20 protein-coding genes are annotated in these 22,090 nt (G+C 58.1%); 13 read left to right on the forward strand and 7 right to left on the reverse strand.

The window, feature by feature from the left end; all coding sequences use genetic code 11:
• Nucleotides 1–4: 4 nt before the first annotated feature.
• Nucleotides 5–976 carry a tripartite tricarboxylate transporter substrate binding protein gene (locus FFS21_RS11910; RefSeq protein ID WP_137925049.1) on the reverse strand — a complete coding sequence of 324 codons (972 nt, stop codon included), beginning with the start codon at nt 974–976 and terminating at the stop codon, nt 5–7.
• A 400-nt stretch (nt 977–1,376) separates the two neighbouring features.
• Here FFS21_RS11910 and xsc point away from each other — a divergent pair, with 400 nt between their 5' ends.
• The 5 genes from xsc to FFS21_RS11935 all read left to right on the forward strand — a co-directional run bounded on the left by xsc (nt 1,377) and on the right by FFS21_RS11935 (nt 7,018).
• Nucleotides 1,377–3,221, forward strand: a complete 1,845-nt coding sequence (gene xsc, locus FFS21_RS11915) for a sulfoacetaldehyde acetyltransferase (RefSeq protein ID WP_171020390.1) — start codon at nt 1,377–1,379, stop codon at nt 3,219–3,221.
• 21 nt (nt 3,222–3,242) lie between these two features.
• Nucleotides 3,243–4,271, forward strand: coding sequence for a phosphate acetyltransferase (gene pta, locus FFS21_RS11920; protein WP_137925050.1), 1,029 nt, complete (start codon nt 3,243–3,245; stop codon nt 4,269–4,271).
• Nucleotides 4,272–4,337: 66 nt separating this feature from the next.
• Nucleotides 4,338–5,405: a 2-aminoethylphosphonate aminotransferase gene (locus FFS21_RS11925; RefSeq protein ID WP_137925051.1), complete on the forward strand. Its 1,068-nt coding sequence runs from the start codon at nt 4,338–4,340 to the stop codon at nt 5,403–5,405.
• Between the two features lie 79 nt (nt 5,406–5,484).
• Complete coding sequence (locus tag FFS21_RS11930; protein ID WP_249359331.1) at nt 5,485–6,252, forward strand: IclR family transcriptional regulator; 768 nt, start codon at nt 5,485–5,487, stop codon at nt 6,250–6,252.
• Between the two features lie 4 nt (nt 6,253–6,256).
• Complete coding sequence (locus FFS21_RS11935; protein ID WP_137925052.1) at nt 6,257–7,018, forward strand: sulfite exporter TauE/SafE family protein; 762 nt, start codon at nt 6,257–6,259, stop codon at nt 7,016–7,018.
• Nucleotides 7,019–7,275: 257 nt separating this feature from the next.
• Here FFS21_RS11935 and sorB read toward each other — a convergent pair whose 3' ends face one another.
• Together sorB and sorA are read right to left on the reverse strand one after the other, a co-directional pair.
• The gene (gene sorB, locus FFS21_RS11940; protein ID WP_137925053.1) at nt 7,276–7,647 is read right to left on the reverse strand and encodes a SorB family sulfite dehydrogenase c-type cytochrome subunit; all 372 of its coding nucleotides are present in this window, start codon (nt 7,645–7,647) and stop codon (nt 7,276–7,278) included.
• Between the two features lie 10 nt (nt 7,648–7,657).
• Nucleotides 7,658–8,905: a SorA family sulfite dehydrogenase catalytic subunit gene (gene sorA / locus FFS21_RS11945; protein ID WP_502705167.1), complete on the reverse strand. Its 1,248-nt coding sequence runs from the start codon at nt 8,903–8,905 to the stop codon at nt 7,658–7,660.
• A gap of 181 nt (nt 8,906–9,086) precedes the next feature.
• Between sorA and FFS21_RS11950 the strand changes: the two genes are divergently transcribed.
• Together FFS21_RS11950 and FFS21_RS11955 are read left to right on the forward strand one after the other, a co-directional pair.
• The gene (locus FFS21_RS11950; protein WP_137925054.1) at nt 9,087–9,839 is read left to right on the forward strand and encodes an IclR family transcriptional regulator; all 753 of its coding nucleotides are present in this window, start codon (nt 9,087–9,089) and stop codon (nt 9,837–9,839) included.
• A 147-nt stretch (nt 9,840–9,986) separates the two neighbouring features.
• Nucleotides 9,987–10,478, forward strand: coding sequence for a GNAT family N-acetyltransferase (locus FFS21_RS11955; protein ID WP_137925055.1), 492 nt, complete (start codon nt 9,987–9,989; stop codon nt 10,476–10,478).
• 237 nt (nt 10,479–10,715) lie between these two features.
• Here the strand turns inward: FFS21_RS11955 and FFS21_RS11960 are convergent, their stop codons facing one another.
• Entirely contained in the window at nt 10,716–11,690 is a 975-nt protein-coding gene (locus FFS21_RS11960) for a Bug family tripartite tricarboxylate transporter substrate binding protein (protein ID WP_137925056.1), read from the reverse strand.
• Nucleotides 11,691–11,897: 207 nt separating this feature from the next.
• On the opposite strand from FFS21_RS11960, the gene FFS21_RS11965 reads away from it, so the two are divergent.
• Nucleotides 11,898–12,812, forward strand: a complete 915-nt coding sequence (locus FFS21_RS11965; protein WP_137925057.1) for a LysR family transcriptional regulator — start codon at nt 11,898–11,900, stop codon at nt 12,810–12,812.
• A gap of 15 nt (nt 12,813–12,827) precedes the next feature.
• On the opposite strand, the gene FFS21_RS11970 is transcribed toward FFS21_RS11965, so the two are convergent.
• Nucleotides 12,828–13,865: a TauD/TfdA family dioxygenase gene (locus FFS21_RS11970; RefSeq protein WP_137925058.1), complete on the reverse strand. Its 1,038-nt coding sequence runs from the start codon at nt 13,863–13,865 to the stop codon at nt 12,828–12,830.
• Nucleotides 13,866–14,258: 393 nt separating this feature from the next.
• Here FFS21_RS11970 and FFS21_RS11975 point away from each other — a divergent pair, with 393 nt between their 5' ends.
• Complete coding sequence (locus FFS21_RS11975) at nt 14,259–15,701, forward strand: NAD-dependent succinate-semialdehyde dehydrogenase (protein ID WP_137925059.1); 1,443 nt, start codon at nt 14,259–14,261, stop codon at nt 15,699–15,701.
• A 75-nt stretch (nt 15,702–15,776) separates the two neighbouring features.
• On the opposite strand, the gene FFS21_RS11980 is transcribed toward FFS21_RS11975, so the two are convergent.
• Nucleotides 15,777–17,345: an FAD/NAD(P)-binding protein gene (locus FFS21_RS11980; RefSeq protein WP_137925060.1), complete on the reverse strand. Its 1,569-nt coding sequence runs from the start codon at nt 17,343–17,345 to the stop codon at nt 15,777–15,779.
• A gap of 21 nt (nt 17,346–17,366) precedes the next feature.
• On the reverse strand, nt 17,367–18,353 hold the full coding sequence (locus FFS21_RS11985; RefSeq protein ID WP_137925061.1) for a Bug family tripartite tricarboxylate transporter substrate binding protein: 987 nt from the start codon (nt 18,351–18,353) through the stop codon (nt 17,367–17,369).
• Nucleotides 18,354–18,596: 243 nt separating this feature from the next.
• Here FFS21_RS11985 and FFS21_RS11990 point away from each other — a divergent pair, with 243 nt between their 5' ends.
• From FFS21_RS11990 to FFS21_RS12005, 4 genes are read left to right on the forward strand one after another with little or no spacing between them, the layout of a single operon-like run.
• Nucleotides 18,597–19,766, forward strand: coding sequence for a CaiB/BaiF CoA transferase family protein (locus FFS21_RS11990; RefSeq protein ID WP_137925062.1), 1,170 nt, complete (start codon nt 18,597–18,599; stop codon nt 19,764–19,766).
• Nucleotides 19,763–20,488, forward strand: a complete 726-nt coding sequence (locus FFS21_RS11995; protein WP_137925063.1) for an enoyl-CoA hydratase/isomerase family protein — start codon at nt 19,763–19,765, stop codon at nt 20,486–20,488. Before FFS21_RS11990 ends, FFS21_RS11995 begins: the two co-directional genes overlap by 4 nt.
• Nucleotides 20,489–20,510: 22 nt before the next feature.
• On the forward strand, nt 20,511–21,344 hold the full coding sequence (locus FFS21_RS12000) for a CoA transferase subunit A (protein ID WP_137925064.1): 834 nt from the start codon (nt 20,511–20,513) through the stop codon (nt 21,342–21,344).
• Nucleotides 21,337–22,071 carry a CoA-transferase subunit beta gene (locus FFS21_RS12005; RefSeq protein ID WP_137925065.1) on the forward strand — a complete coding sequence of 245 codons (735 nt, stop codon included), beginning with the start codon at nt 21,337–21,339 and terminating at the stop codon, nt 22,069–22,071. Before FFS21_RS12000 ends, FFS21_RS12005 begins: the two co-directional genes overlap by 8 nt.
• Nucleotides 22,072–22,090: the final 19 nt, after the last annotated feature.

The raw sequence follows: 22,090 nt of genomic DNA on the forward strand, positions 1-22,090 counted from the left end.
CACCCTATTCGATCGTGATGCCGGCGTCCTTGATCAGCTTTGAGAAATAAGGAATCTCCGCCTGAATCTTCTGCTTCATTTCGTCAGGTGTGGACAGTACAAGTTCGGCACCCTGCTTCCTGAATGACTCTTCCATCGCCGGCGAGCGAAGTCCCGCCAGTGCACGATTGATCTTGGCGATGATCTCCGGCGGCGTCCCCGCCGGCGCCATCAGCCCATACCACGCGCCAGCTTCGTAACCCGCCACACCGGACTCAGCCACCGTCGGGACATTTGGCATCGATGGCCAGCGTGTTGCTCCTCCAGTCGCCAGAACCCGGACCTTGCCGGCGTCAACTGCGCCCCGGACGGCCGCGTAGTTGGTGAACATCACCGGCACATGACCGGCCATGACGTCGGTAATGGCGGGCGAGGCCCCCTTATACGCGATATTGCGTAGTTTCACCCCTGCCATGCGATTGAACTGTTCCGCAGCAAGGTGTGCAGGGCTACCGGGACCGGACGATGCGTAGGCTACCTCCCCCGGCTTTTGCTTTGCATAGGTAATTAGTTCGGAAACGTTCTTCGCGGGAAAATTACTGTTCACTACCAGCCAATTCGGCACGTTTGCAAGAATCGACACCGGCGCCAGATCCTTCAGCGTGTCATACGTCATCTTGGGGAACAGCGTCATGTTGACGGAGTTGGGGGTACTCGCCAGCAGGAGCGTATAGCCGTCGGGCGCAGCCTTCGCCACGTTCTCCGAGCCAATATTGGTGCCGGCTCCAGGCTTGTTTTCCACGACAACCGGCTGACCAAGCTCTTGTGACATCACGCTGGCTGCCTGGCGACCCAGAAAGTCGGAGACCGCCCCGGCCGGATAGGGAACGATCAGTTTGATCGGCTTCTGCGGCCAGGCCTTTTCAGCGCTGACGGAAAAGCTGACCGGCAATGCACATGCTGCGGCCAGTACAGCAACCAGTTGACGTCGTGACATCGTTGTCTCCGTGTTCTGTAGGCGATCGGAAGCCGCCTATCGATGAACTCAAATTTAGTTGTAGTCCTTCCTCACTCGCACGGTACCGCGCTTGATTTCCCGCAGCACACCGGCAGCCAACGTCTTTAAATTCGACGCTGTAATCAGCATAGTTGAGACGGAATGTTCCGTTATCAGTGTTAACCTCGATATGGACTGCGCCCGCCATCCGCGCAATAGCGCCTTATAAACCTCTTTAATGGTGAAAATTCCGGTTAAGAAACCATTTAATTCAATTTTTTGGGCCCAATTTCACCGCGCCTCTGAAATCACGGTTGACATCGCCTAAGTTTCGTCCTAACTTTGCACAAACAGCTTTTTCGGAACGATCTGTTCCGTTTTTAGAGACTGGAGACAACCGATGCGAGACTCAGATAACACGTACGCCACAGGCAACAAAGGTGGTGCCGCAGCTTCGACCGATTCCGGCCCGCAGGCCATGACGCCGTCGGAAGCCTTCGTTGAGACTATGGCCGCGAACGGCGTCACCGACATGTTCGGCATCATGGGTTCCGCGTTCATGGATGCGATGGACATCTTCGCGCCGGCCGGCATCCGGCTCATCCCGGTCGTTCACGAACAGGGCGCTGGCCATATGGCAGACGGCTACTCTCGTGTTTCTGGTCGACATGGCGTCGTGATCGGCCAGAACGGCCCGGGCATCAGTAATTGTGTGACCGCAATCGCGGCGGCATATTGGGCCCACAGCCCGGTGGTGATCGTGACGCCGGAAGCCGGCACCATGGGCATCGGCCTCGGCGGGTTCCAGGAGGCCAAGCAGCTTCCGATGTTCCAGGAATTCACCAAGTACCAAGGACACGTCACGCATCCGGCGCGCATGGCCGAATTCACCGGGCGCTGCTTTGATCGCGCCATGGCCGAGATGGGCCCCACCCAACTGAATATTCCGCGCGATTACTTCTACGGGCAGATCAAGGCGGAAATCCCGAAGCCACAACGACTCGATCGCGGCCCCGGTGGAGAGCAAAGTCTGAATGAAGCGGCCGAACTGCTCGCCAATGCGAAATTCCCCGTCATCATTTCGGGTGGTGGCGTGGTCATGGCCGACGGCGTGGAGGAGTGCAAGGCTTTGGCGGACCGCCTGGGCGCCCCAGTCGTCAACAGCTATCTGCACAATGATTCGTTCCCGGCCAGCCATCCGCTCTGGTGCGGCCCGCTGGGATACCAAGGCTCCAAAGCCGCCATGAAGTTGATTTCCCGCGCCGACGTGGTGGTCGCACTTGGCTCCCGCCTGGGTCCCTTCGGCACGCTTCCGCAGCATGGCATGGACTATTGGCCGAAGACCGCAAAGATCATCCAGATCGACGCGGACCACAAGATGCTTGGCCTTGTGAAGAAGATCTCAGTCGGCATCTGCGGCGATGCCAAGGCCGCCGCCGTGGCGCTCACCCAGCGGTTGGCGAATCGTACCCTCGCCTGCGACAGTAGTCGCGACAGCCGGGCGACGGAAATCGCCGCAGAAAAGGCTGCATGGGAGAAGGAGCTCGATGAGTGGACGCACGAGCGTGACCCCTACAGTCTTGACATGATCGAGGAGCAGCAACACGAGCGTACGCCGACAGGCGGCACTTACCTCCACCCGCGTCAGGTGCTACGCGAACTCGAACGTGCCATGCCGCCGGACGTAATGCTGTCCACCGACATCGGCAATATCAACTCGGTGGCAAACAGCTACCTTCGCTTTGAAAAGCCGAGAAGCTTCTTCGCCGCGATGAGCTGGGGCAACTGCGGCTACGCATTCCCCACCATTATTGGCGCAAAGGTTGCGGCGCCTCATCGTCCGGCAATCTCCTACGCTGGCGACGGCGCGTGGGGCATGAGCCTGATGGAGACCATGACGTGCGTGCGCCACAACATCCCGGTTACCGCGGTGGTATTCCACAACCGCCAATGGGGCGCGGAGAAAAAGAACCAGGTGGATTTCTATAACCGCCGCTTCGTGGCCGGTGAACTGGACAACCAGAGCTTTGCCGGCATTGCCAAGGCAATGGGCGCCGAAGGCATTGTTGTCGATCGACTCGAAGACGTCGGCCCTGCGCTGAAGCGCGCTGTCGATCTGCAGATGAATCATGGCAAGACCACAATCATCGAGATCATGTGTACGCGCGAACTCGGCGATCCGTTCCGTCGGGATGCGCTGTCGAAGCCCGTGCGCATGCTCGACAAGTACAAGGACTTCGTCTGATTCGGCTCTGGGGGGCCCATCATGAAAGCGATTCACCGAATCATCGATCGTGCCCGTGCGGATCCCCAGCGCATCGCGCTCTGCGAAGCGGAAGACCCCAGGGTCCTCCTCGCCGCGCGGCGCGCGATGGCCGAAGGCATCGCCCACCCTATCCTGGTGGGCGATCGCCCCAGGATTACCGTAAGCGCCGACAACGCCAACGTGGATCTTCGTGACATCACAATCCTTGACCCGCAGGACGCAGACGTCGGCGAACCCTTCGCAGAAGAGCTCTTCCGCCTCCGCAAAGCAAAGGGAATGTCACGAGACACCGCAGCGGCGGAAGTCCGCAAGCCGCTATGTTTCGCCAACATGCTGGTGCGGATGGGGCATGCGGATGGCTCCGTTGCCGGCGCCGCGCACACCACGGCCGACGTCGTTCGCAGCGCCATCCAACTGATCGGCCTCGACCCGGCGTGCAAGCTGGTTTCCAGTTTCTTCATCATGATGCTCTGCGAGCCTTTCCATACGGTCAAAGGCGGCGTCATCTTTACCGATTGCGGCCTGGTGGTCGACCCCGATGATCGTCAGCTCGCGGAAATCGCAATGGCGGGCGCAGATAGTGCATCAAACTTGCTGCTGGAGGAACCACGCGTTGCAATGCTCTCCTTCTCAACCAGTGGCAGTGCACATCACCCTGCGGTGGACAAGGTAGTTCGGGCGACCGAGATAGTCCGCCAACGGCGACCAGCACTGGCCATCGACGGTGACGTTCAACTCGACGCAGCCATTGTCGCGGAGATCGCGGCGAAGAAGATTGCACACTCACAGGTTCAGGGTCATGCCAATGTCCTAGTCTTTCCCGGCCTGGAAGCTGGCAATATCGGCTACAAGCTTGCCGAACGAGTGGGCGGCGCCAAGGCCATCGGACCTCTCCTCCAAGGGCTTCGAAAGCCGGCCAACGACCTATCCCGCGGATGCAGCGCCGACGACGTATTTCACGTCATTGCGGTCACCGTCGTACAGGCACAGGCCGCGAAATGTTTGACATCCACTGAATTGCCCCGTTGATGTATCCGCGTTGGGCATTTTCAATGCGATACACCAGCGCTTTCCAACTCTTTTCTCGAAACCTCCATGCTGCTTCTCAACCCCGGCCCCGTCACACTATCGCAGCGTGTTCGGCGTAGCCTCCTGCAACCGGACCTTTGCCACCGCGAGAGCGAGTTCTTCGACCTCCAGGATGAGGCCAGACGGCGTATCGGCGGCGTGTATGGACTCGACAGCAACGAATGGGCTTCGGTGCTGCTCACGGGATCCGGCACGGCGGCCGTAGAGAGTATGATCGCAGGACTTGTACCGGCGGGCGGCAAGCTCCTGATCGTACAAAACGGCGTCTATGGTGAGCGTATTGCGCAGATTTCCGCGCAGTATCAGATACCGCACACCCTTGTGAAGCACGACTGGATGGACGCGCCGGATATCGCCCGCATCGGGGCTGCGTTACATTCCGACAAGGGGATTACACACGTAGCTGTGATCCACCACGAAACCACCACGGGCCGCCTGAACGATCTCGCGGCCATCGACAAGTTGTGTCAGGCGCAGGGGGTTCGTCTCCTGGTCGATGCAGTAAGCAGCTTCGGCGCGGAGGCAATCGACTTCAATGGCAGCATCGACGCCGTAGCCGCCACCGCCAACAAGTGTCTGCACGGCGTTCCGGGAATTGCGTTCGTCATTGCGCGACGCAGCGCCCTCGCGAGCGCAACAAGCCGTACTTACTATCTCGATATCGCGCGCCATGCCAAATTGCAGGATCAGCGCAACACCCCCTTCACGCCGGCGGTGCACGCCCTCTACGCTTTGGTTGAAGCACTCCGCGAGCACGACGAGGAAGGTGGCTGGAAGGCCCGCCATCGCCGATATGCTTCGTTGGCGGGCCGAGTCCGCGAGGGACTCGCTGCCCTGGGCATCAAAGAGTTGCTCCCGGCCTTCATGTCATCTGTTGTGCTTCGTGCCTACGCCCTCCCGAGCGGCCTTGACTATCCTCACCTCCACGACGCATTGAAAGCGCATGGCTTTGTAATCTATGCAGGTCAGGGCGATCTCTCCAGGACACTATTCAGGGTCTCAACGATGGGCGCTCTAGATACTGATGATGTTGATCGGTTGATCAGGGCATTCGAATCCCTGCTGCACAAATAGTCCCTGGTCCGCGATGATGCCGACAAATTCTCTCAACCAACAGATCCCTCCGGCAGCGCAAGGCGGGCCCTCTGTCCCTTTGACGCCGGAGCTTTCCTTCGAACGGGAAACGCCGACATTGCGAGCCTTATCTCTGCTCGAATTCCTGGTGGCCGCTGATCGGCCGCTCAGTCCTTCGGAGATTCTCCAAGGATTCGAAGCCCCAAAAGCTTCCCTACATCGGATGCTCACGGCGCTGGTAGCAGGCGGACTCGTAATACGCGAGCCCGGCAACCGCAATACCTATGCTGTTGGACCGCGGCTGGCGCGGCTCGGATTGGCGATCGTCACGCGGTCGGGCCCCAAGCAACTCCGCATCGCGGTGTTGGCAAAGCTGGTCGAGGATATTGGAGAAACGGTCAACGTCACCGTTCTCCATGAAAACTCAATTCTGTATCTTGACCGGATGGAAGCGCCTTGGCCGCTGAGGCTCGACCTGCAGCCCGGCTCCCGGGTACCCTTGCATTGCTCAGCCAGCGGCAAACTGCTGCTATCCGCACTTCCGCTTAATCAGCGTACGGCGCTTGTTCAACAATTGCCTCTGGATCGCTATACCGAAAAGACCATTACTGATATGGGGCGTTTGGAGGCTGAACTCGACCGCTGTGTGGAACAGCAAATCGGCGTCGACGATGAAGAGTTCATCGCAGGCATTTCATGTGTCGCCGTCCCGATCTACGATCCTGATGGGCAGGTTCTGGCTGCCCTTGCTGTCCATGCGCCCGCCGTGCGATCTCCGCTATCCAGGTCGCTGTCACTTGTACCCCGATTGCAGCGAGCGGCTGCCGAACTGGCGAACACGTTCTAGGGCGATGACGCTAGACGCAGCACTTCCTATCTTGGTGACTATGGCAGCGGCCAGCTATTTTCAGACAGTCACCGGCTTTGGATTGGGCATGATTGCCGTGGGCGTAGTCAGCGGTCTCCACCTTGCACCCGTAGCTGTTATTGCGATGGTGGCGAGCCTCGTGACGCTCGCAAACAGCGCGATGGCGCTGCCCGGGAAACTACACCACGTTGATTGGCGCGCCGTACTTTTTGCTACGATCGGCATCCTCCCCTCCGTCGTCGTTGGCGTACTGGCACTGGAATACTTGAGCCAAGCGGCGTCCGGAATTCTTCACTTTGTTCTCGGCGCAGTCGTAATGTATGGCGGCGTGACGGCCGCATTTCGTCCGGCTTCCTTGCCCGAACGATCAAGCAATGTCAGCTTTTTGGTGAGCGGCGTACTCGGCGGTGTGCTGAGTGGCATGTTCGGGGTTTCGGGCCCACCGCTGATTTTTCAGTTTTATAGGCAACCGTTCTCGCTTATCGGCATCCGCTGCGCATTGATCTTTATCTTTACGGTCACCTCATCAGTTCGGACTGCTTTCAATGCGTGGCAAGGTCAAATTTCGCAGGAGACCCTGGCGGTCGCTGTAACGGCGGTACCGGTCGTCGCGCTCGCCACACTGGTCGCTCGTGCGTGGCCACCGCCCTTGTCATTAAAGGCATCACGCCGACTGGCCTATTCCGTGCTCATGGTCATTGGCGCCGGCCTTATGCTTCCAGCCGTCCTCGCGATGTTTGCCTGACTCGTTGACCGCTCGCCCTGGCTCAATTGTCAGGGTGGCTACACGCGATTACTGCGGCCATCAAGCTCATCGGCCGTTCCCAGACAGGCGGAAAATGTCGATCCCCCACGAGAGCTGCCGAGTGAGGACCGGTACCTTCCGCTGCGCTCGACGCTACGGAAACCACATATCCCCTATGTGACACCTCACGACGGCGCTCCGCACCAGATAACTTCATCGAGAACGCTATAACGAGCCATCCCGCTATAGCGCTCGTTCTATTTTGACATTCCGGCAGTAGAGGGCCGGGCAGGATCCTTGACCGTGTTTTGCGCCTCCGCGCCATAGGTCTTCACCAGATAGTCAACAATCGGCTCGATATTTTCATCCTTGAGAGGTGCGCCAAAAGGCTTCTTCATTTTCTTTACGGTCGCATCCCAGTATGCGCGAGATGATGTTGGCGGCTGTGTACTGACGTATTGCGCAGAGTGACAGATCATGCAGTTCTGCAATGCAAGGTTGTAGCCTGGGAGAGTGCTGGCCTTGTACGTGGCAGTCTCCTGGGGCAGTTTGATTTCCTTGGGGCTCGCGGAGGCAAATTGACTCACGAACGTGGCCGCGGCAAATGCCGCGATAAGTTTGTTGTTCATCGCGTGCCTCTCAAACCACCGTGACTTGCGTGCTTTCTACGACGTTGCGCATATATCCAGCCGGGTTCCAGCGAGCGGTGGTTGGCTGAACTTCGCCCGCCTGGCTGCGGGCCCTGACGCGAAGATCCAAATTGCCCTTCTGCGATGGCCGATAGTCGATATGCCACTCGCGGAATGAATACTTGCCCAGGTCCTTGCCCAGCTTCGCGGGGCGCCATGTTTTGCCCGCATCGTCGGAGAAAGAAACCTCTGCGATACCGCTTCCGCCATCGAAGGCGATTCCCTTGATCGTGGTCGTCAGCCCCGCGCGGAGTATGCTGTTCTGGCCAAGGCTAGTGATGAACGAGCGCACGCCAAACCGCCCTATCGGGACAGTTTCCGCGGGTGTCTTACCGGGCTCCACGCACGCGCAATCGTTCTTCGGAATGCGATACGCAGACTTGACCCAGAATCCTTCGAAATTCTTGTCCAGCACCTCGATATGCGAGAGATGCTTAACCCAATACGTGCCGAAGTATCCGGGCACCACCAGACGCAGCGGGTAGCCATTGAGAAATGGCAAATCCTTGCCGTTCATCTGCCATGCAAGCATGACCTCGCCGTCCATGGCATGGTCAAACGTCAACGCTTTGACAAAGTCTGGTCCGCCCTCAAGTGGCGGCCGATCGAGGCCATCGAAAGAAACAGACACCGCACCGGGCTTGACGCCGGCCCGTTCAAGGACAGTGCGAAGGGGAATGCCCGTCCATCGCGCATTGCCCATGGCACCGTTGCCTAGCTGCCCACCATTCACGCGAGGGGAAAAAAAGCCGCGACTGTTTCCCGAGCATTGGTTCACCGCGACAATCTCGACGGCTTGCCCCATCTTGCGCAGTTCGGCAAGACTCAGGTCCAACGAGCGCCCGACGTGGCCATCTACCTTAAGTCGATAGGTCGATGCGTCAACGGAGGTCGGAATGCCGCTCCAGTGATAGCGCACAAAGAACGCGTCATTGGGGGTAATTGGTCCCTCGTTGAAGATCTCGAATGGGGTCTCCAACTGGGGAGGCCGATTGGTCAGCAGAATCAATGGGCGCTTCTGGGGGAATGCGACAAGTTCCCGATGCCCATTCTCAAACGCCATATCCCTTGAGAGCGTCGCGGCAAACAATCCCTTCTCGTGGGCACCAAGTACCCCACCAACCGCCAGAGCGGCGCCCTGCGCCAAAAAGCGTCGACGCCGCAGGGCTTCAGACGGGATTGCGATGACTTTATTCACGAAGTCTCCTGTGGAATAGTTTTGGTGCTTTGCCTCGCACATGGAGCGTAGCGGATCCGCCAACTTGCGGTCCAACTCACTGTATTCATATGACTAATCGAATTTTCCGGTAAGCACTCCGCCCAGTTACCTGTTGCCAACGCAGAATGCTAAGATACGTCCTAATATTTAGGACCGCGAGATGGACAAGACCCTCCTGAAAGGCCTGATGGTGCTCGAGGAAATTATCGACATCGACGGCGAAAGTCATACGATCGACGAACTGGCTGAGCGCGTTGGGCTCACGCGGAGTAACACGCATCGCACGCTGCAGACCCTGGTCCATGCCGGCTATGTTGCAAAGGACGAGACGGGCTCAGGGTATCGCGGAACCACCCGATTGTTCGAGTTGGCAGCCCGGCAACTCGCAAGACTGGATGTTCGGCGAGTTGCTGCACCGGCCATGAGAAAGCTTGCGAACAAGACGGGAGAGACGGTGCACCTTTCCATCCTCGATGGAATTGACGTGGTGTACATCGAGAAAATTGACAGCCTTCAACCGATCCGTGCGTACTCCATGGTTGGCGGGCGAGCACCCGCCTATGCAGTAGCGACGGGAAAAGCGCTTCTGGCCTACCAGATCGATGGCTTTCTTGACCAGTTTGAAGACCGGATAGTCCGCCACACACCCTCGACGATTACGTCGCTGCCGCTGATCAAAGATGAGCTTCGCAAGGTCATGCGGGTGGGCTACGCCGTCAACAATGGCGAATGGAGAGTCGGCGTTGGTGGACTGGCGGTGACGATATTTAATTTGCTGGACCAGCCGGTAGCTGCTGTAGGCATCTCGGGGCCACTGGAACGGCTAACCGCCAAGACCATGCGCGAATTTGCGCCGGACGTTGTGGAATGCGCCCGTGAAATCTCTCGACAACTGGGTCATCAATCGACCTAGCATCGAGCAAGGCAAGCCCAGGCGGCAGCTAAGTCTGAAACGCGGGAGCGTGTGGCGCCGCGCAGCCCGCACGTTCGTATGCGCTTAGCAATCGATCACTCCACAGCCATAGTCCAACACGCAGTCTCAAGAACAATATCTCCGGCCATGGCTCATCCGTTTTTCCGCAAGGCAACTCCTTCCGACACGGACCGCTGCTACCACATCGAAATCTCCGCATACGAAGGCGATGAGGCCGCTACGCGTGACAAAATTGCCACTCGGATTGCAACGTACCCGGAAGGGTTCATGATCCTGGAGGTCGATGGAAAGATCGTGGGCTTCATCAACTGCGGGTGCGCTTACGAGGTCGTCATGTCGGATGATGCATTCAAGGAACTTGTCGGCCATGATCCTGATGCCCCGAACGTCGTCGTTATGTCCGTCGTTCTCGACCCAGAGTACCAAGGCAAAGGTTACGCGAAGCTGATGATGCAATCGTTTGTGACGCAGATGACGAACATGGGAAAGCAAACCATCCATCTCATGTGCAAGGACCGGCATATTGGCCTGTACGAGAAGATGGGCTACACATATGTGAAGCCTTCAACTTCAGACCACGGAGGGTTGGCGTGGCATGAAATGGCAATGAATTTGTAAATGCCGTAGTCCGGGATTTGCACCGCGAACAGCCAAGCCCCTCACCCAGAATTACATTTCAATTCGAAAGCGTAGCCCCCTTACTACAGTGACACCCTGCGGAGCTAAAGGGCGAGCGGAATCCCCGCGCGATGAGGATGGCCTTCGCCGCTAGTCGCCCCTTACCTTTCGCGTTTTGCGCTCGAAGAGGTTGCGCAGTAGCGAGGTCATTGCTCCACTACTGCGCCGCGGATTCGCTTACGGCTTGAACGTCAGCCCTGCGGTCTTTGCGACCTCCGTATATCGCTGATAATCAGACTCCATCAATGTTGCGAAGGCCTGCGGACTTGACCAGGCTGACTGCAAACCGAGCTCGGCAAGCTTCTGCTTGACATCAGGCATGCCCATGATCTTCTGTAGAGCTTGATTCGTTTTGTCGACAACGTCCTTGGGAACGCCTGCAGGCATCAGGATTCCCCACCATGTACCCAGTTCATATGTCCCTGGTACACCGATCTCACCAAGACTTTGCACCTGAGGAAACGCCGGCGCACGATTGCGAGAGGTCACGGCGAGCGCCCGGAGTTTCCCCGAATCGACGAAGCTCTTCACAGACAACGGGGTATCGATTGCATAGTCCGTTTCGCCAGCCACCACCGCAAGCACCGAAGGCGCGCTTCCCTTATAAGGGATGTGCATCCCCTTCAGCCCTGTCGAGGTCTTGAGTATCTCCGTCGAGAACAACATAACGCTGCAACAAGAGCTGTAGGACAGAGCGTCTGGCTTCTTCCTCGACGTTGACTGCAAGTCGGCGAAAGACTTGATTGGTGAGCTGCCGTTCACTACCAGCACCAATGGCGATTGCGCCAACTGCCCCACCGCAGTGAAATCCCGAGCGGCATCGTAAGGCATGGCACTCTGGACGATTCGGTTCAGTACGAAATCCAGAGTGAAAAGGCCCATGTAGTAGCCGTCTTTCTTGGCATTTGCGACTGCTGCTGCGCCGATCATGCTCTCGCCGCCCGCGCGATTTTCGACGACGACGCTCACGCCCCACAGCTCACCAAGTTTCTGGGCCACTAGCCTGCCAATCAGGTCCGATGCCCCTCCTGGAGGGAAGGGGACCACAACCGATAGTGTCCTCCCTCTGACCGGAAAATCCGTAGCTTGAGCGCCATTCACTTGCGCAAAAAATGCGATTCCTGCGAGCAGCCATACAGCGAAACGTTTCATCTGTCATTCCTCCAGCTTGAACATCGTTGGACTACGGAAATGCCCGGCGCGCCTACTCGCACCATACCCACCATTGACCTTGTGGATCCATCATCACAATGACCGCATCTCGATATATAGGATAGTATTCCCACATCATAGAACTATCAGTGCGTACCCTGTTGACCGCGGAATGTCCCCTGGAAATCAGAGCACGCGCTCCGAGCCATGAACATCAAGCAGATAGAAACCTTCGTGCGAATCGTCGAGTTGGGAAGCTTCCAAGCAGCAGCAACACACCTGCACGCATCGCCGTCGACGGTCTCCGCGAGGATCAAGGAGCTTGAGCGCTTTATTGGAGAGGACCTCTTCGACAGGAGCTTTCATCGAGCTCAACTCACACCGAAAGGAAGGGACTTTTTCGAGTCAGCGACCCAACTGGTTGAGTTCACGCGAACGTTATCCAATCGGATCCGTGCGAACACGGCTGTCAGAGGCCATATACGCTTGGGAGTGGTTGGTGTAGTGGCCAATACGTGGTTGCCCGCACTTGTCGAGGGCATTCGGTCTCAACACCCCAACGTGTCCATCATGCTCGATGTCGCGCTTACTCGCGCGCTAGTCGATCGCCTGGCGGAGGGAAAGGTCGACATGGCGATCATCGCCGGTCGCATTGACGATCCAGATCTCAGTTGCGAGGCGCTCGGCTACGATGACTTTGTGTGGATGGCCGCGCCTTTTGACCGCTCGGACGATGGTGGTCCATTGACGCCATCGGCGCTGGCCGAACTACCCACGCTAGCGCTAAGTGAAGAATCCCACCATTATCCGATCATCCGGCAGTGGTTTCGTGACGCGGGTGTCGATATGCGCCCAGCCGTGGCCTGCAATAACCTGTCCGTGCTCGCCGCCTTGGCCACGCGGGGACTCGGCATCTGCCTGCTCCCACGGCATGGCTATCGCGCGAAAATTGAATCCGGTGAATTGATCACCATTGCATCTAGTCCCGCGATACCGGCGGTCCCTTTCTCCTTGGTCTATCGAAGGAACAGACGTCCGATGCTCGTGGATCAGATTCTTGCCCTATGTCTGGCGGTGAGTGATCTCTCACCGGCGCCAAGCCTACCGCCCACAAGCGCATGAGCTGACAACGGCTCACTAGCCGTTGTAGAAGCGTCGCCCCTCATCGCGAAGCCAGAGACGCACCAAATGCCGCTTGCGCTCAAACTCGTCGTGATCGACGAAGCCACTACGGCGATGTCCGCACCGCTTGTTGTCAACGATCTGAATCTGACCCGGTTCGAAAAAAAACTCGCGCGCAAAAATTGGTTCACGCATGATCGACTCAAGCGTCTCAAGAGCGGACGCGCTTTCGTCGTCCATCTCCCTGCCCAACATCTGATAGCCAGTGACCACGTGCCGATGCGAAAGTCGAAACACGGCCCTTGACTTGTCTACCTGCACGAGGGGATGAGCGATAAGCTTCAGATCTTCAGGCGCATGCTCTCGTTGGCGATCAAAAACGTAAGGCTGGAAAAGTCGAGAGATAAGTTGCGGATGGCGCTGTCGCAATGCGTTGAAAACGGAGTAGAAGCTCACGATACTACTGACGCCCCCTTCCTTAGCCGGCCTCACGCAGAGTAACGAGACGTATTCGGGGGGGCAAAGGTTGTAACTGTTGTCGGTATGGAAGTTCTGTTCCGCATTCGTGATGTCTGGCCGCACGCCATTGCCTGGCGGCTTTCCCAAGTCTCGGACATCGTAGAGCAGCTTGCCTTGCCAATTCTGCGCTACGGGTCGTCCCACCATTTGCGACAACAGCCAGTAGACGGACCGAGCCTCATCGACGCTATAACGCTCCATCGGCAATTTGTCGATAATGACGAATCCGACCCCCTCTTCAAGAATCTTCTTCGCTTGGGCCATCATGGTCCGGCTGTGAGGCAGGTGAAAATCCGCCGTGCACAAGGCCTCTATGGGCAGGGAATTTACGCGAAGATCGGCTACTAGGGAGTCCAGTTCCGCGACTACTTCATCGCCGAGCTTGATCACGCCGTCTGAATCCTTGAGGGTGTTCCGCGTCCAAGCGATGTCGCCGTGAAGTTCGCCTTCAGGTATCGAATTCGTCGCCGGTGACGGGCCGTCCCACAATACCTGCGCATCCACGTGCGCTGCAAACTGATCTGCCGTGCTCATTGTGCAATTCCTCGTATCGAGTTTACCGAGCCCCCCGCCGGAACCTGATGTTGGCGCAGAGAGTCAAGCGGAGTCTAGAAGACCGCGAAACCGCTTGATAGCGAAAAAATCCGAACAAGCGCAGCCAGTTTTTATGCACAGCGCATCTGCACGACGGACTCTCAAATTTCGGGCATCACCCCTCACATATGGGATATTAATCCCATATTTTGTTGACACTTGCTGATCGTTGTCCGTAGTATCCAAAGGCCTGCGCGCAACTTGTCGGTCGCCCTCGCGGCATCGCGCCAGCCCTGCGCCGGCCCACTGCCACCAACGGCTCGAATCGGCCACACGACTGGCATCGGTACCGTGTCCCGCCCAATCAAAAACACTGAATCCTTGAGAACCACGATGACAACCTATCCAGATACCAAGCTTCTTATCGCCGGCAAGTTCGTTGACGCAGCACAGGGCCGCCAGATCGACGTGGTCAATCCGGCAAGTGGCGTCGTAATTGGCAGAGTTGCCCATGCGGGGCTGGAGGATCTGGAGGCGGCCGTAGCGGCGGCGCAGCGCGGATTTTCCGTATGGAGTCGGACACCTGCGGTCGACCGCTCCCGTCTCATGCGCAAGGCGGCAGAGCTTTTCCGGCGGGACATGGAAAGTACCGCGCAAGCATTGACGGCGGAACAGGGCAAGCCATTGGCTGAAGCGCGAGGGGAAATCGAACGTTCGGCGGACATTATCGAGTGGTTCGCCGATGAGGCTCAACGCGTGTACGGTCGCATCGTTCCGTCCCGGAGTACATCGTCGATGCAGATGGTCGTGAAAGACCCAGTTGGACCCGTAGCTGCGTTCACCCCCTGGAATTTCCCCATCAATCAGGTGGTTCGAAAGGTTTCTGCAGCCCTTGCAACAGGATGTTCGATCATCGTGAAGGCCCCGGAAGAAACCCCCGCTGCGCCTGCAGCGCTTCTCAAGGCCTTCGTTGAGGCCGGACTCCCTGACGGTGTGGTCGGATTGGTTTACGGCGTCCCCTCCGAAATCTCGGAGTTCTTGATCGCGCACCCAGCAATCAGAAAGATCAGCTTTACCGGATCCACGGCGGTTGGCAAACACCTAGCTTCGCTAGCTGGCAAACACATGAAGCGTGCCACTATGGAGTTGGGGGGACACGCCCCCGTCATCGTGGCAGCCGACGCAGACATCGATCTGGCCGTGAGTGCTCTGGCCGCCGCCAAGTTCCGAAATGCCGGCCAGGTGTGCGTTGCCCCAACACGCTTCCTTGTACATAGGGACATCGCTGCAGAGTTTGCGGCCGCGCTTGCGCGTACCGCTAGCGGTCTCAATGTCGGAAACGGAGCGACGGAAGGCGTACAGATGGGGCCACTAGCCAATCCGCGCCGCCTTTCGGCAATGCAAGAACTGACCGAGAATGCGCATGCGCAGGGTGCCAAGTTGCTCGCGGGCGGAGAACGAATTGGTTCGACTGGGAACTACTGGATGCCAACCGTAATCACGGACGTGCCGAGTACCGCACGCATCTTCAATGACGAGCCGTTCGGGCCAGTCGCTGCAATCCAGCCGTACACAGATCTGGAAGATGCGATCACAGAAGCCAATCGGCTCCCCTACGGATTAGCCGGTTATGGTTTCACGCGCTCCCTCAAGACTGCGCATGTTCTCGCCCAGCGTGTAGCGGTGGGCATGCTATGGCTCAATCAAGGCGCGGCCGCGCATCCAGAACTGCCTTTTGTTGGCATCGGTGATTCCGGGTATGGCTCGGAAGGCGGCCCCGAAGCACTCGAAGCGTATCTCAATACCCGACTCATCTCATCCGTCAACGCCTGGTAGTATCGCCCGTCGAGATACGTGCAAAACCCCCGCCTGCTCTACGCAGGCGAGGGACTTTCGATTGTTTCCATTCCGCTAAGCCTGATGCACGTCTCCCAAACTCGCGGCATCCAACCCTTTGGCGACGTGGCACGCCTGACCGTAGGCTAACCTTGCGTTGATCTCCATGGACGCCGTCCAAAAATACGTACCTGTGGCAAGACTTCCCAACAAGGAAATGCGATCATTCCTCGCTCCATTTGGCATCACGACGCAGCCGGTATCGAAATCAAGCTGGATTCCCCCACACGGATCCGCTGTCGCCAATCGTTGATCGATCAGGCTACGGATAAGCCGGTCCGATGTACACGAGACATCCGTGGAAAAGCTTGTCGCGTTCACGAGCCAATCACATGAAACGCTTTCCGTGTTGCCGGATTCGGTACGTCGCGACAACGAGAACTGGCCCGCGTCTTGGTCATATACCGCACCACTAAAGCCGTTCAGCACCGACAGTTGCCCATCGGCAAACAGCGTCTGAATCTTCAATGCGTTGCGCAGCGGGAAAGTGGCGCGCCTCGCCATCCATAGTCCCTTCCATTCACGCAGAAAACGTTGGCGCTCGCTCGCTCCCAGTGCACGCCAGATTGTCTCGACATGCTCGTTAGTCGACGAGGCCACCGCTTGCCACGGTCGCGGTCCGGCCAACGATGCGTCGATTTCCCGGTCCAGGCTCTCGTGTGCACTACCGTCAAAGCCAAGGACATCCTCCCGGTCAAAGGTGCCACCCATCCTCCTTAGAGCGTCGAGCAGCATTTCCGAGACTTCCACAAGGGTCACCTCGCTCCTGCCCGCCAGGAGGATGCGATTCAGACGCGCTTCTCCAAAATCGCGCAGGGAGATTGAAGGGTTGCGTGGGCTTCTTACCGATGGGAGCCGTCCGCCGCGCGAAACACAGACGATGCGCCCCCGATGTCCTGCCGCCTGCAATGCCACGACGGCATCAATGGCACTTAGACTAGACCCAAGAATTCCCACGACATCGTCACGGCCGATGCGATCGGTCAACGCCTTTACCGGATATGGAGAATTCAGGAACTGATCAATCGCCATCAATTCCGGAAACGATACTGATGGCAGGTTCCCATTACATAGCACTACCCTGCTCGCGCAGTAGCCGACGCCGTTCTCTGCGGTCAATACGATGGCGCCCTCCGCATCGCCTGCACTAAGCGTTCGCAACGAGATGACGGCGGATCGGACATGCACGAGCTCAATCTCTAGGTCTTTGGCAAGCATGGCAGCGCGCCGATACACATCGCGCATATAAATACCGAACAACGGACGGGGATAGAAATCGGCAGGGTTTACGCCCTGCACGTCGAACCTGGCCAGCAGATCTGCTGGCTGCTCTTGCAACCAGCGTACGAAGTCACCACGTTCCGACGCAATGGCGGACATGGAACCCGCAGGAATGTTCAGCAAATTGCTCGCCTGATCATCCTGATATGCCCCCCCTGGTCCAATAGCAGTTTGGGGTTCGAATATCAGAATGCGCGGCTTGCGGTGCCGCCCTTTTGTCAGCGCCTGGAGTAGTTGATACAGGAACGAAGTTCCAACAGAGCCGCCGCCGACGATGGCGATCGTTTCAATGGTCGAGGTCATCGGAGCATTTGTCTTGTGAAGTTAGCGGGACGCAGTAGCTGCCTGTTCTAACGACATGCGCACAACGCCGGCCCACTTGACTGCCTCGGCCTTGATCAGTCGGTCTGTCTCCTCGGGCGTCGTGAAAGCCACCTCCCCGCCCAGCTTGCGCACCGAGTCCTGAACTGCCGGCATCGCAGCTACCGTCTGCATGGCGCCGGACAATGTCTTGACGATTTCCTTCGGCGTGCCCGCAGGTGCCAGCAGCGCATAGGTATTAGTGACGCGATAGCCCGTCACGCCCTGCTCTTCTACGGTGGCCAGATCGGGAAGCGTAGGGAGCCGCTTCTCCGAAGTTAATCCGATCAGGCGGATTTTTCCGCTTGCAATCTGAGGCAACAAGGCCGGCAACGTATCGAAAACGAGATCGACCTGACCGCCCAGCAGATCGGCGATTGCCGGGCCACTGCCGCGGTAGGGCACATGCAGCAGTTTCACCCCCGCTTTCGCTTGGAAAAACTCGCCCGCCATTTGCTGTGCACTCCCGGGACCCGCCGATCCAAAAGAAAGCTTCCCAGGTTGTTTTCGCGCCAGATCGACAAGTTCCCGAATTGAATTGGCCGGTAGCTTGGTGGAGACAGCCACAGCCATGGGCGTAGTGGTCGCGAGCGATACGCCGCTGTAGGCCGTGGTGAAGTTGTATGCCGGCCTCTCTGGAAGCGCAGCATGAACCGCCTGGCTCGCCAGCGCACCCATGAGAAGCGTATACCCATCGGGCGCAGCTTTTGCGACGAACTCCGACCCGATCTCCCCGCCTGCACCTGCACGATTGTCAATGACAACCGGCTGCTTCAGTAGAGCGCCAAGATGCTGGGCATAGATCCGCGCCGTGGCATCCGTTGCGCCACCCGGAGGGAAAGGCACAACCAGGCGGACAGGCTTGCTAGGCCATGTTTCGGCATGCACGCCTGCACTAATCATTACAGCACTTGCTCCGACCAGGAACATCTTCATCCACATGCGGTTCATTGCTCGTCTCCTTTGTTGTCGTGGCTGGCGTTGCCTACGCGCGCCAGCCAATCCGCAGCACTAAATCCTATTTATTGGGATTCTTTTTCTAAATGCTGGTAGACACAGCATTGCACACGGTGCTAACCTTGGTCAAGGGCAAACTGGCGACCTGTAGCCTTGTACGGGGGCTCAGCGTTGGTCGCCAAGAAGCGCAATTTCCATCACCTGGTACTTGATTCCCGAAATATAGCGAGGTACAACATGACGCCAAACCTAGCGCTGACAGGCGTGAAAGTCGTAGAGTTTTGCAACGTTGCAGCAGGACCGTACTGCGGCATGCTGCTGGCCGATATGGGTGCGGAAGTCACGAAGATCGAACATCCGGTGGGTGGCGACACACTGCGGGCGTGGCCACCAATCACCGATGGCTACAGTGAGAACTTTGCATCGCTAAATCGGAACAAGCGCTCGGTCACGTTAAACCTCAAGGACCCAGCCGACGTAGAACTGGCACGCCGATTGGCCGCCGGCGCAGATGTCTTGCTGGAGAACAATCGACCTGGCGTTATGGATCGCCTGGGCTTGGGCTACGGCGATTTGAAGGCATTGAATCCTCGACTGATCTATTGCTCCATTTCGGCCTACGGTCAGACTGGGCCGCGCTCTCATGAAGGGGGGTTCGATCTGACGATCCAGGCGATGAGCGGCATCATGAGCATCACGGGCGAGCCTGGTGGTGCACCGGTCAAATGTGGCGTGCCTCTCGCGGATTTCTCGGCAGGGCTGTATGCGGCGTTTTCCATCGTCTCGGCGTTGCGCTGCGCGGAGGCAACCGGCACGGGTACCCACATTGATGTCCCGATGCTTGGCGCTTCATTGGCATTCGCGGCTCTGCAGACATCTGAACTGTTCGGCACCGGGAAGAATCCCGCCAAACTCGGCTCCGCCCATCCGCGAAATGCGCCGTATCAGGCCTTCCGTTGCAAGGATGGATATTTTGGCCTTGCAGCCGGGAATAACGCCCTGTGGAAATCCGTCTGCGAGACTGTCGGCCGTCCCGATCTTTATCAGGACGAACGGTTTATTGACACGCGCGCCCGCGCAACGAACCAAGCCGAGCTATGCGAAATTCTGGAAGCGGATTTCGTTCTTCAAGATGGCACTTATTGGCTGTCCCGATTCCGCGCCTGCGGGGTGCCCTGCGCACCGATCAATACCTACTCGCAGGTGCTGGCCGACGAGCAGGTCGAGCACATGGAATGGGTCCAGCCGATTGATCTTCCCAACGGCGTCTCAACGCGCACATTCGCGTCACCGATCAAGTTCGATCATGCCGCGCCGCCGATCCGTCGCGGACCTCCTGCATTGGGTGAACACAATGACGAAGTCCTGGCACCCCTGCGCAACCAGGATATGGAGGCACTGGGATGACCGAACTGATCTCTGTCACCGATACCGAGGACGTTTGCCATATCAGGCTGAATCGCCCGGACAAGATGAATGCACTTTCGTCGGATCTCGTCGAAGCACTGCTTGTCGCGGTCGACGCCGCCGAGCGACGACGCTGCACTGTGATCGCCCTGCAGGGTGAGGGCCGCAACTTTAGCGCCGGCTTCGACTTTGGCAGTGTGGAAGCCCAAAGCGAGGGAGATCTCCTCCTGCGCTTTGTCAGATTGGAAACGTTGCTTCACAAGTTGGCATCGGCATCTGCGCTGACAATTGCCTTCGCCCATGGAAAGAACTTCGGCGCTGGTGTGGATCTATTTGGCGCCTGCCACAGGCGAATCAGCACTGCCGATGCCACCTTCCGAATGCCGGGTCTGAAATTCGGGCTCGTCCTGAACACGCGCCGGTTTTCCAAAGTCGTCGGCGCCGATGCCGCCCGCGAGATCCTTGGCAAGACCCGCCCCTTTGCGGCCGATGAAGGGCATCGCCTTGGCTTCGTGACAAGTATTGCCGCCCGTGAAACCTGGCCGGAACATGTGCGAGCTGCGATCGAAGACGCGAAATCCCTGCCTGCGTCGGCACGCAAGCTGCTGCACGATGCGATTTCGAACGAACGCGCCGACCAAGACCTCGCCACGCTGGTTCGTTCTGCGTCCATCCCTGGCCTGAAGGATCGCATCGCAGCGTACCTCAACCCGCAGGCGTAGAGACTGTGCAAAGGAGACACTCATGACTTCCGGATTCAACAGCCCAGGCAAACGCGTACCACTGCACGATCTTGCGGCATTGGTGCCCGATGGTGCGTCGCTTGCATTGGGAGGCAGCTTCCTTCACCGTGGCCCTTTCGCCTTCGTGCGTGAGCTAATCCGCCAGGGACGCAAGGATCTAGAGATCATCAAGCAATCTCCGGGTTATGACATCGACATTCTCTGTCGCACTGGCGTCGCATCCCGCGCGCGCGCCGGCATTGTGGCGATGGAAGGCAACTTCGGCCTCGCACCCTGGTACCGTAAAGCGGTCGAGGCGGGAACTCTAAAACTGGAGGAACACGCCTGCGCCACCCTTACCGCTGGCTTGCGTGCCGCGGCATTCGGCGTCCCGTTCCAACCTTGCGCAGGGATTCATGGCAGCGACCTCCCTGCTCTGAACAACTGGGCATATCTGGAGGACCCCTATGGTTCAGGCGATGGGACCTATGTCATTCCCGCGATTCGCCCTGATTTCGCCGTCATTCATGCATCCGAGATAGATCGCTTGGGCAATGTCAGGGTCTATGGCACGCATCATTGGGACCGCATTATGTCGCGGGCGGCTGGCAGCGTCTTGGTTGTGGCCGAACGCGAGGTCGAAACCGCCGTCTTCGAAGCGCAACCGGAAATGACCTTGATTCCCTATTTCATGGTTCAGGGATACTCGGTGGTACCGCATGGAGCGTGGCCAGGGTCATGCACACCGCTCTACGACATCGACTACCCGGCAGTTGAACGATACATGGACACCGAGCAACCACTGCAGGCGCACCTTGATATTGCCCCTGAACTGCGGGAGAACGCCAATGTCTGAACAATGGTCTCCTTTCTCCTATATCGTCACAAATCTTGCTCGTTTCGTTCGTCCCAACGAGATTACGTTTAGTGGCGTAAATTCCACGATGCCGATGCTGGCCTGTCTGCTTGCCAAGAAGGCCTACGACTGGGACTTCATCTACATCAACGTGGCTGGTGGCGTCGATCCTCGCCCTTCTCATATGCCGCTATCCAGTTCGGCTCCCGCCTTGGCCGAACACACGGCATCAATCTTCGCCAACGAGGACTTCTACGACCTGTGCTGTCGTGGCCGAATGGACCTGACATTCCTGGGTGCTGCGCAGATCGATGGCGAAGGTTGCGCGAACAATTCATGCATTGGCAATTGGCATCAACCGAAAGTCAGGTTACCTGGCGGTGGAGGTGGGGCAGTAATGTTGCCCACGGCGCGAAGGGCGTGCACCTGGCGGACCGAGCACTCGCCGCGCACATTCGTCGAAAAGCTGGATTTTCGCACCTCATGGGGCGGCTTCCACGGGGTGGTCACCCCAATTGCCGTATTCATCAAGCGCGACGGCCGCCTTGCGCTCGAATCGTGGCATCCGGAATCGAGTCTTGGCGAAGTACGCGAGCGCACTGGCTTCCAGTTCGATAGCACCGGGGCCGCGCCTACCCCATTGCCGTCTCAGCAGGAGCGCGACGCTTTAGCAGCGCTTGATCCGGAGAAGATTTTCGAGCGGGACGCAAACGTGCGTCTTCGTTGACCTGACAAATCAGAGAAGG

Source organism: Cupriavidus sp. 2SB (assembly GCF_005503625.1).
Taxonomy (GTDB): Bacteria; Pseudomonadota; Gammaproteobacteria; order Burkholderiales; family Burkholderiaceae; genus Cupriavidus.

What these genes read in the sequence shown, in the direction of transcription:
- FFS21_RS11910 (WP_137925049.1), bottom strand. Translation starts at nt 976, where the DNA reads ATGTCACGACGTCAACTGGTTGCTGTACTGGCCGCAGCATGTGCATTG.
- xsc (WP_171020390.1), top strand. Translation starts at nt 1,377, where the DNA reads ATGCGAGACTCAGATAACACGTACGCCACAGGCAACAAAGGTGGTGCC.
- pta (WP_137925050.1), top strand. Translation starts at nt 3,243, where the DNA reads ATGAAAGCGATTCACCGAATCATCGATCGTGCCCGTGCGGATCCCCAG.
- FFS21_RS11925 (WP_137925051.1), top strand. Translation starts at nt 4,338, where the DNA reads ATGCTGCTTCTCAACCCCGGCCCCGTCACACTATCGCAGCGTGTTCGG.
- FFS21_RS11935 (WP_137925052.1), top strand. Translation starts at nt 6,257, where the DNA reads ATGACGCTAGACGCAGCACTTCCTATCTTGGTGACTATGGCAGCGGCC.
- sorB (WP_137925053.1), bottom strand. Translation starts at nt 7,647, where the DNA reads ATGAACAACAAACTTATCGCGGCATTTGCCGCGGCCACGTTCGTGAGT.
- FFS21_RS11950 (WP_137925054.1), top strand. Translation starts at nt 9,087, where the DNA reads ATGGACAAGACCCTCCTGAAAGGCCTGATGGTGCTCGAGGAAATTATC.
- FFS21_RS11955 (WP_137925055.1), top strand. Translation starts at nt 9,987, where the DNA reads ATGGCTCATCCGTTTTTCCGCAAGGCAACTCCTTCCGACACGGACCGC.
- FFS21_RS11960 (WP_137925056.1), bottom strand. Translation starts at nt 11,690, where the DNA reads ATGAAACGTTTCGCTGTATGGCTGCTCGCAGGAATCGCATTTTTTGCG.
- FFS21_RS11965 (WP_137925057.1), top strand. Translation starts at nt 11,898, where the DNA reads ATGAACATCAAGCAGATAGAAACCTTCGTGCGAATCGTCGAGTTGGGA.
- FFS21_RS11970 (WP_137925058.1), bottom strand. Translation starts at nt 13,865, where the DNA reads ATGAGCACGGCAGATCAGTTTGCAGCGCACGTGGATGCGCAGGTATTG.
- FFS21_RS11975 (WP_137925059.1), top strand. Translation starts at nt 14,259, where the DNA reads ATGACAACCTATCCAGATACCAAGCTTCTTATCGCCGGCAAGTTCGTT.
- FFS21_RS11980 (WP_137925060.1), bottom strand. Translation starts at nt 17,345, where the DNA reads ATGACCTCGACCATTGAAACGATCGCCATCGTCGGCGGCGGCTCTGTT.
- FFS21_RS11985 (WP_137925061.1), bottom strand. Translation starts at nt 18,353, where the DNA reads ATGAACCGCATGTGGATGAAGATGTTCCTGGTCGGAGCAAGTGCTGTA.
- FFS21_RS11990 (WP_137925062.1), top strand. Translation starts at nt 18,597, where the DNA reads ATGACGCCAAACCTAGCGCTGACAGGCGTGAAAGTCGTAGAGTTTTGC.
- FFS21_RS11995 (WP_137925063.1), top strand. Translation starts at nt 19,763, where the DNA reads ATGACCGAACTGATCTCTGTCACCGATACCGAGGACGTTTGCCATATC.
- FFS21_RS12000 (WP_137925064.1), top strand. Translation starts at nt 20,511, where the DNA reads ATGACTTCCGGATTCAACAGCCCAGGCAAACGCGTACCACTGCACGAT.
- FFS21_RS12005 (WP_137925065.1), top strand. Translation starts at nt 21,337, where the DNA reads ATGTCTGAACAATGGTCTCCTTTCTCCTATATCGTCACAAATCTTGCT.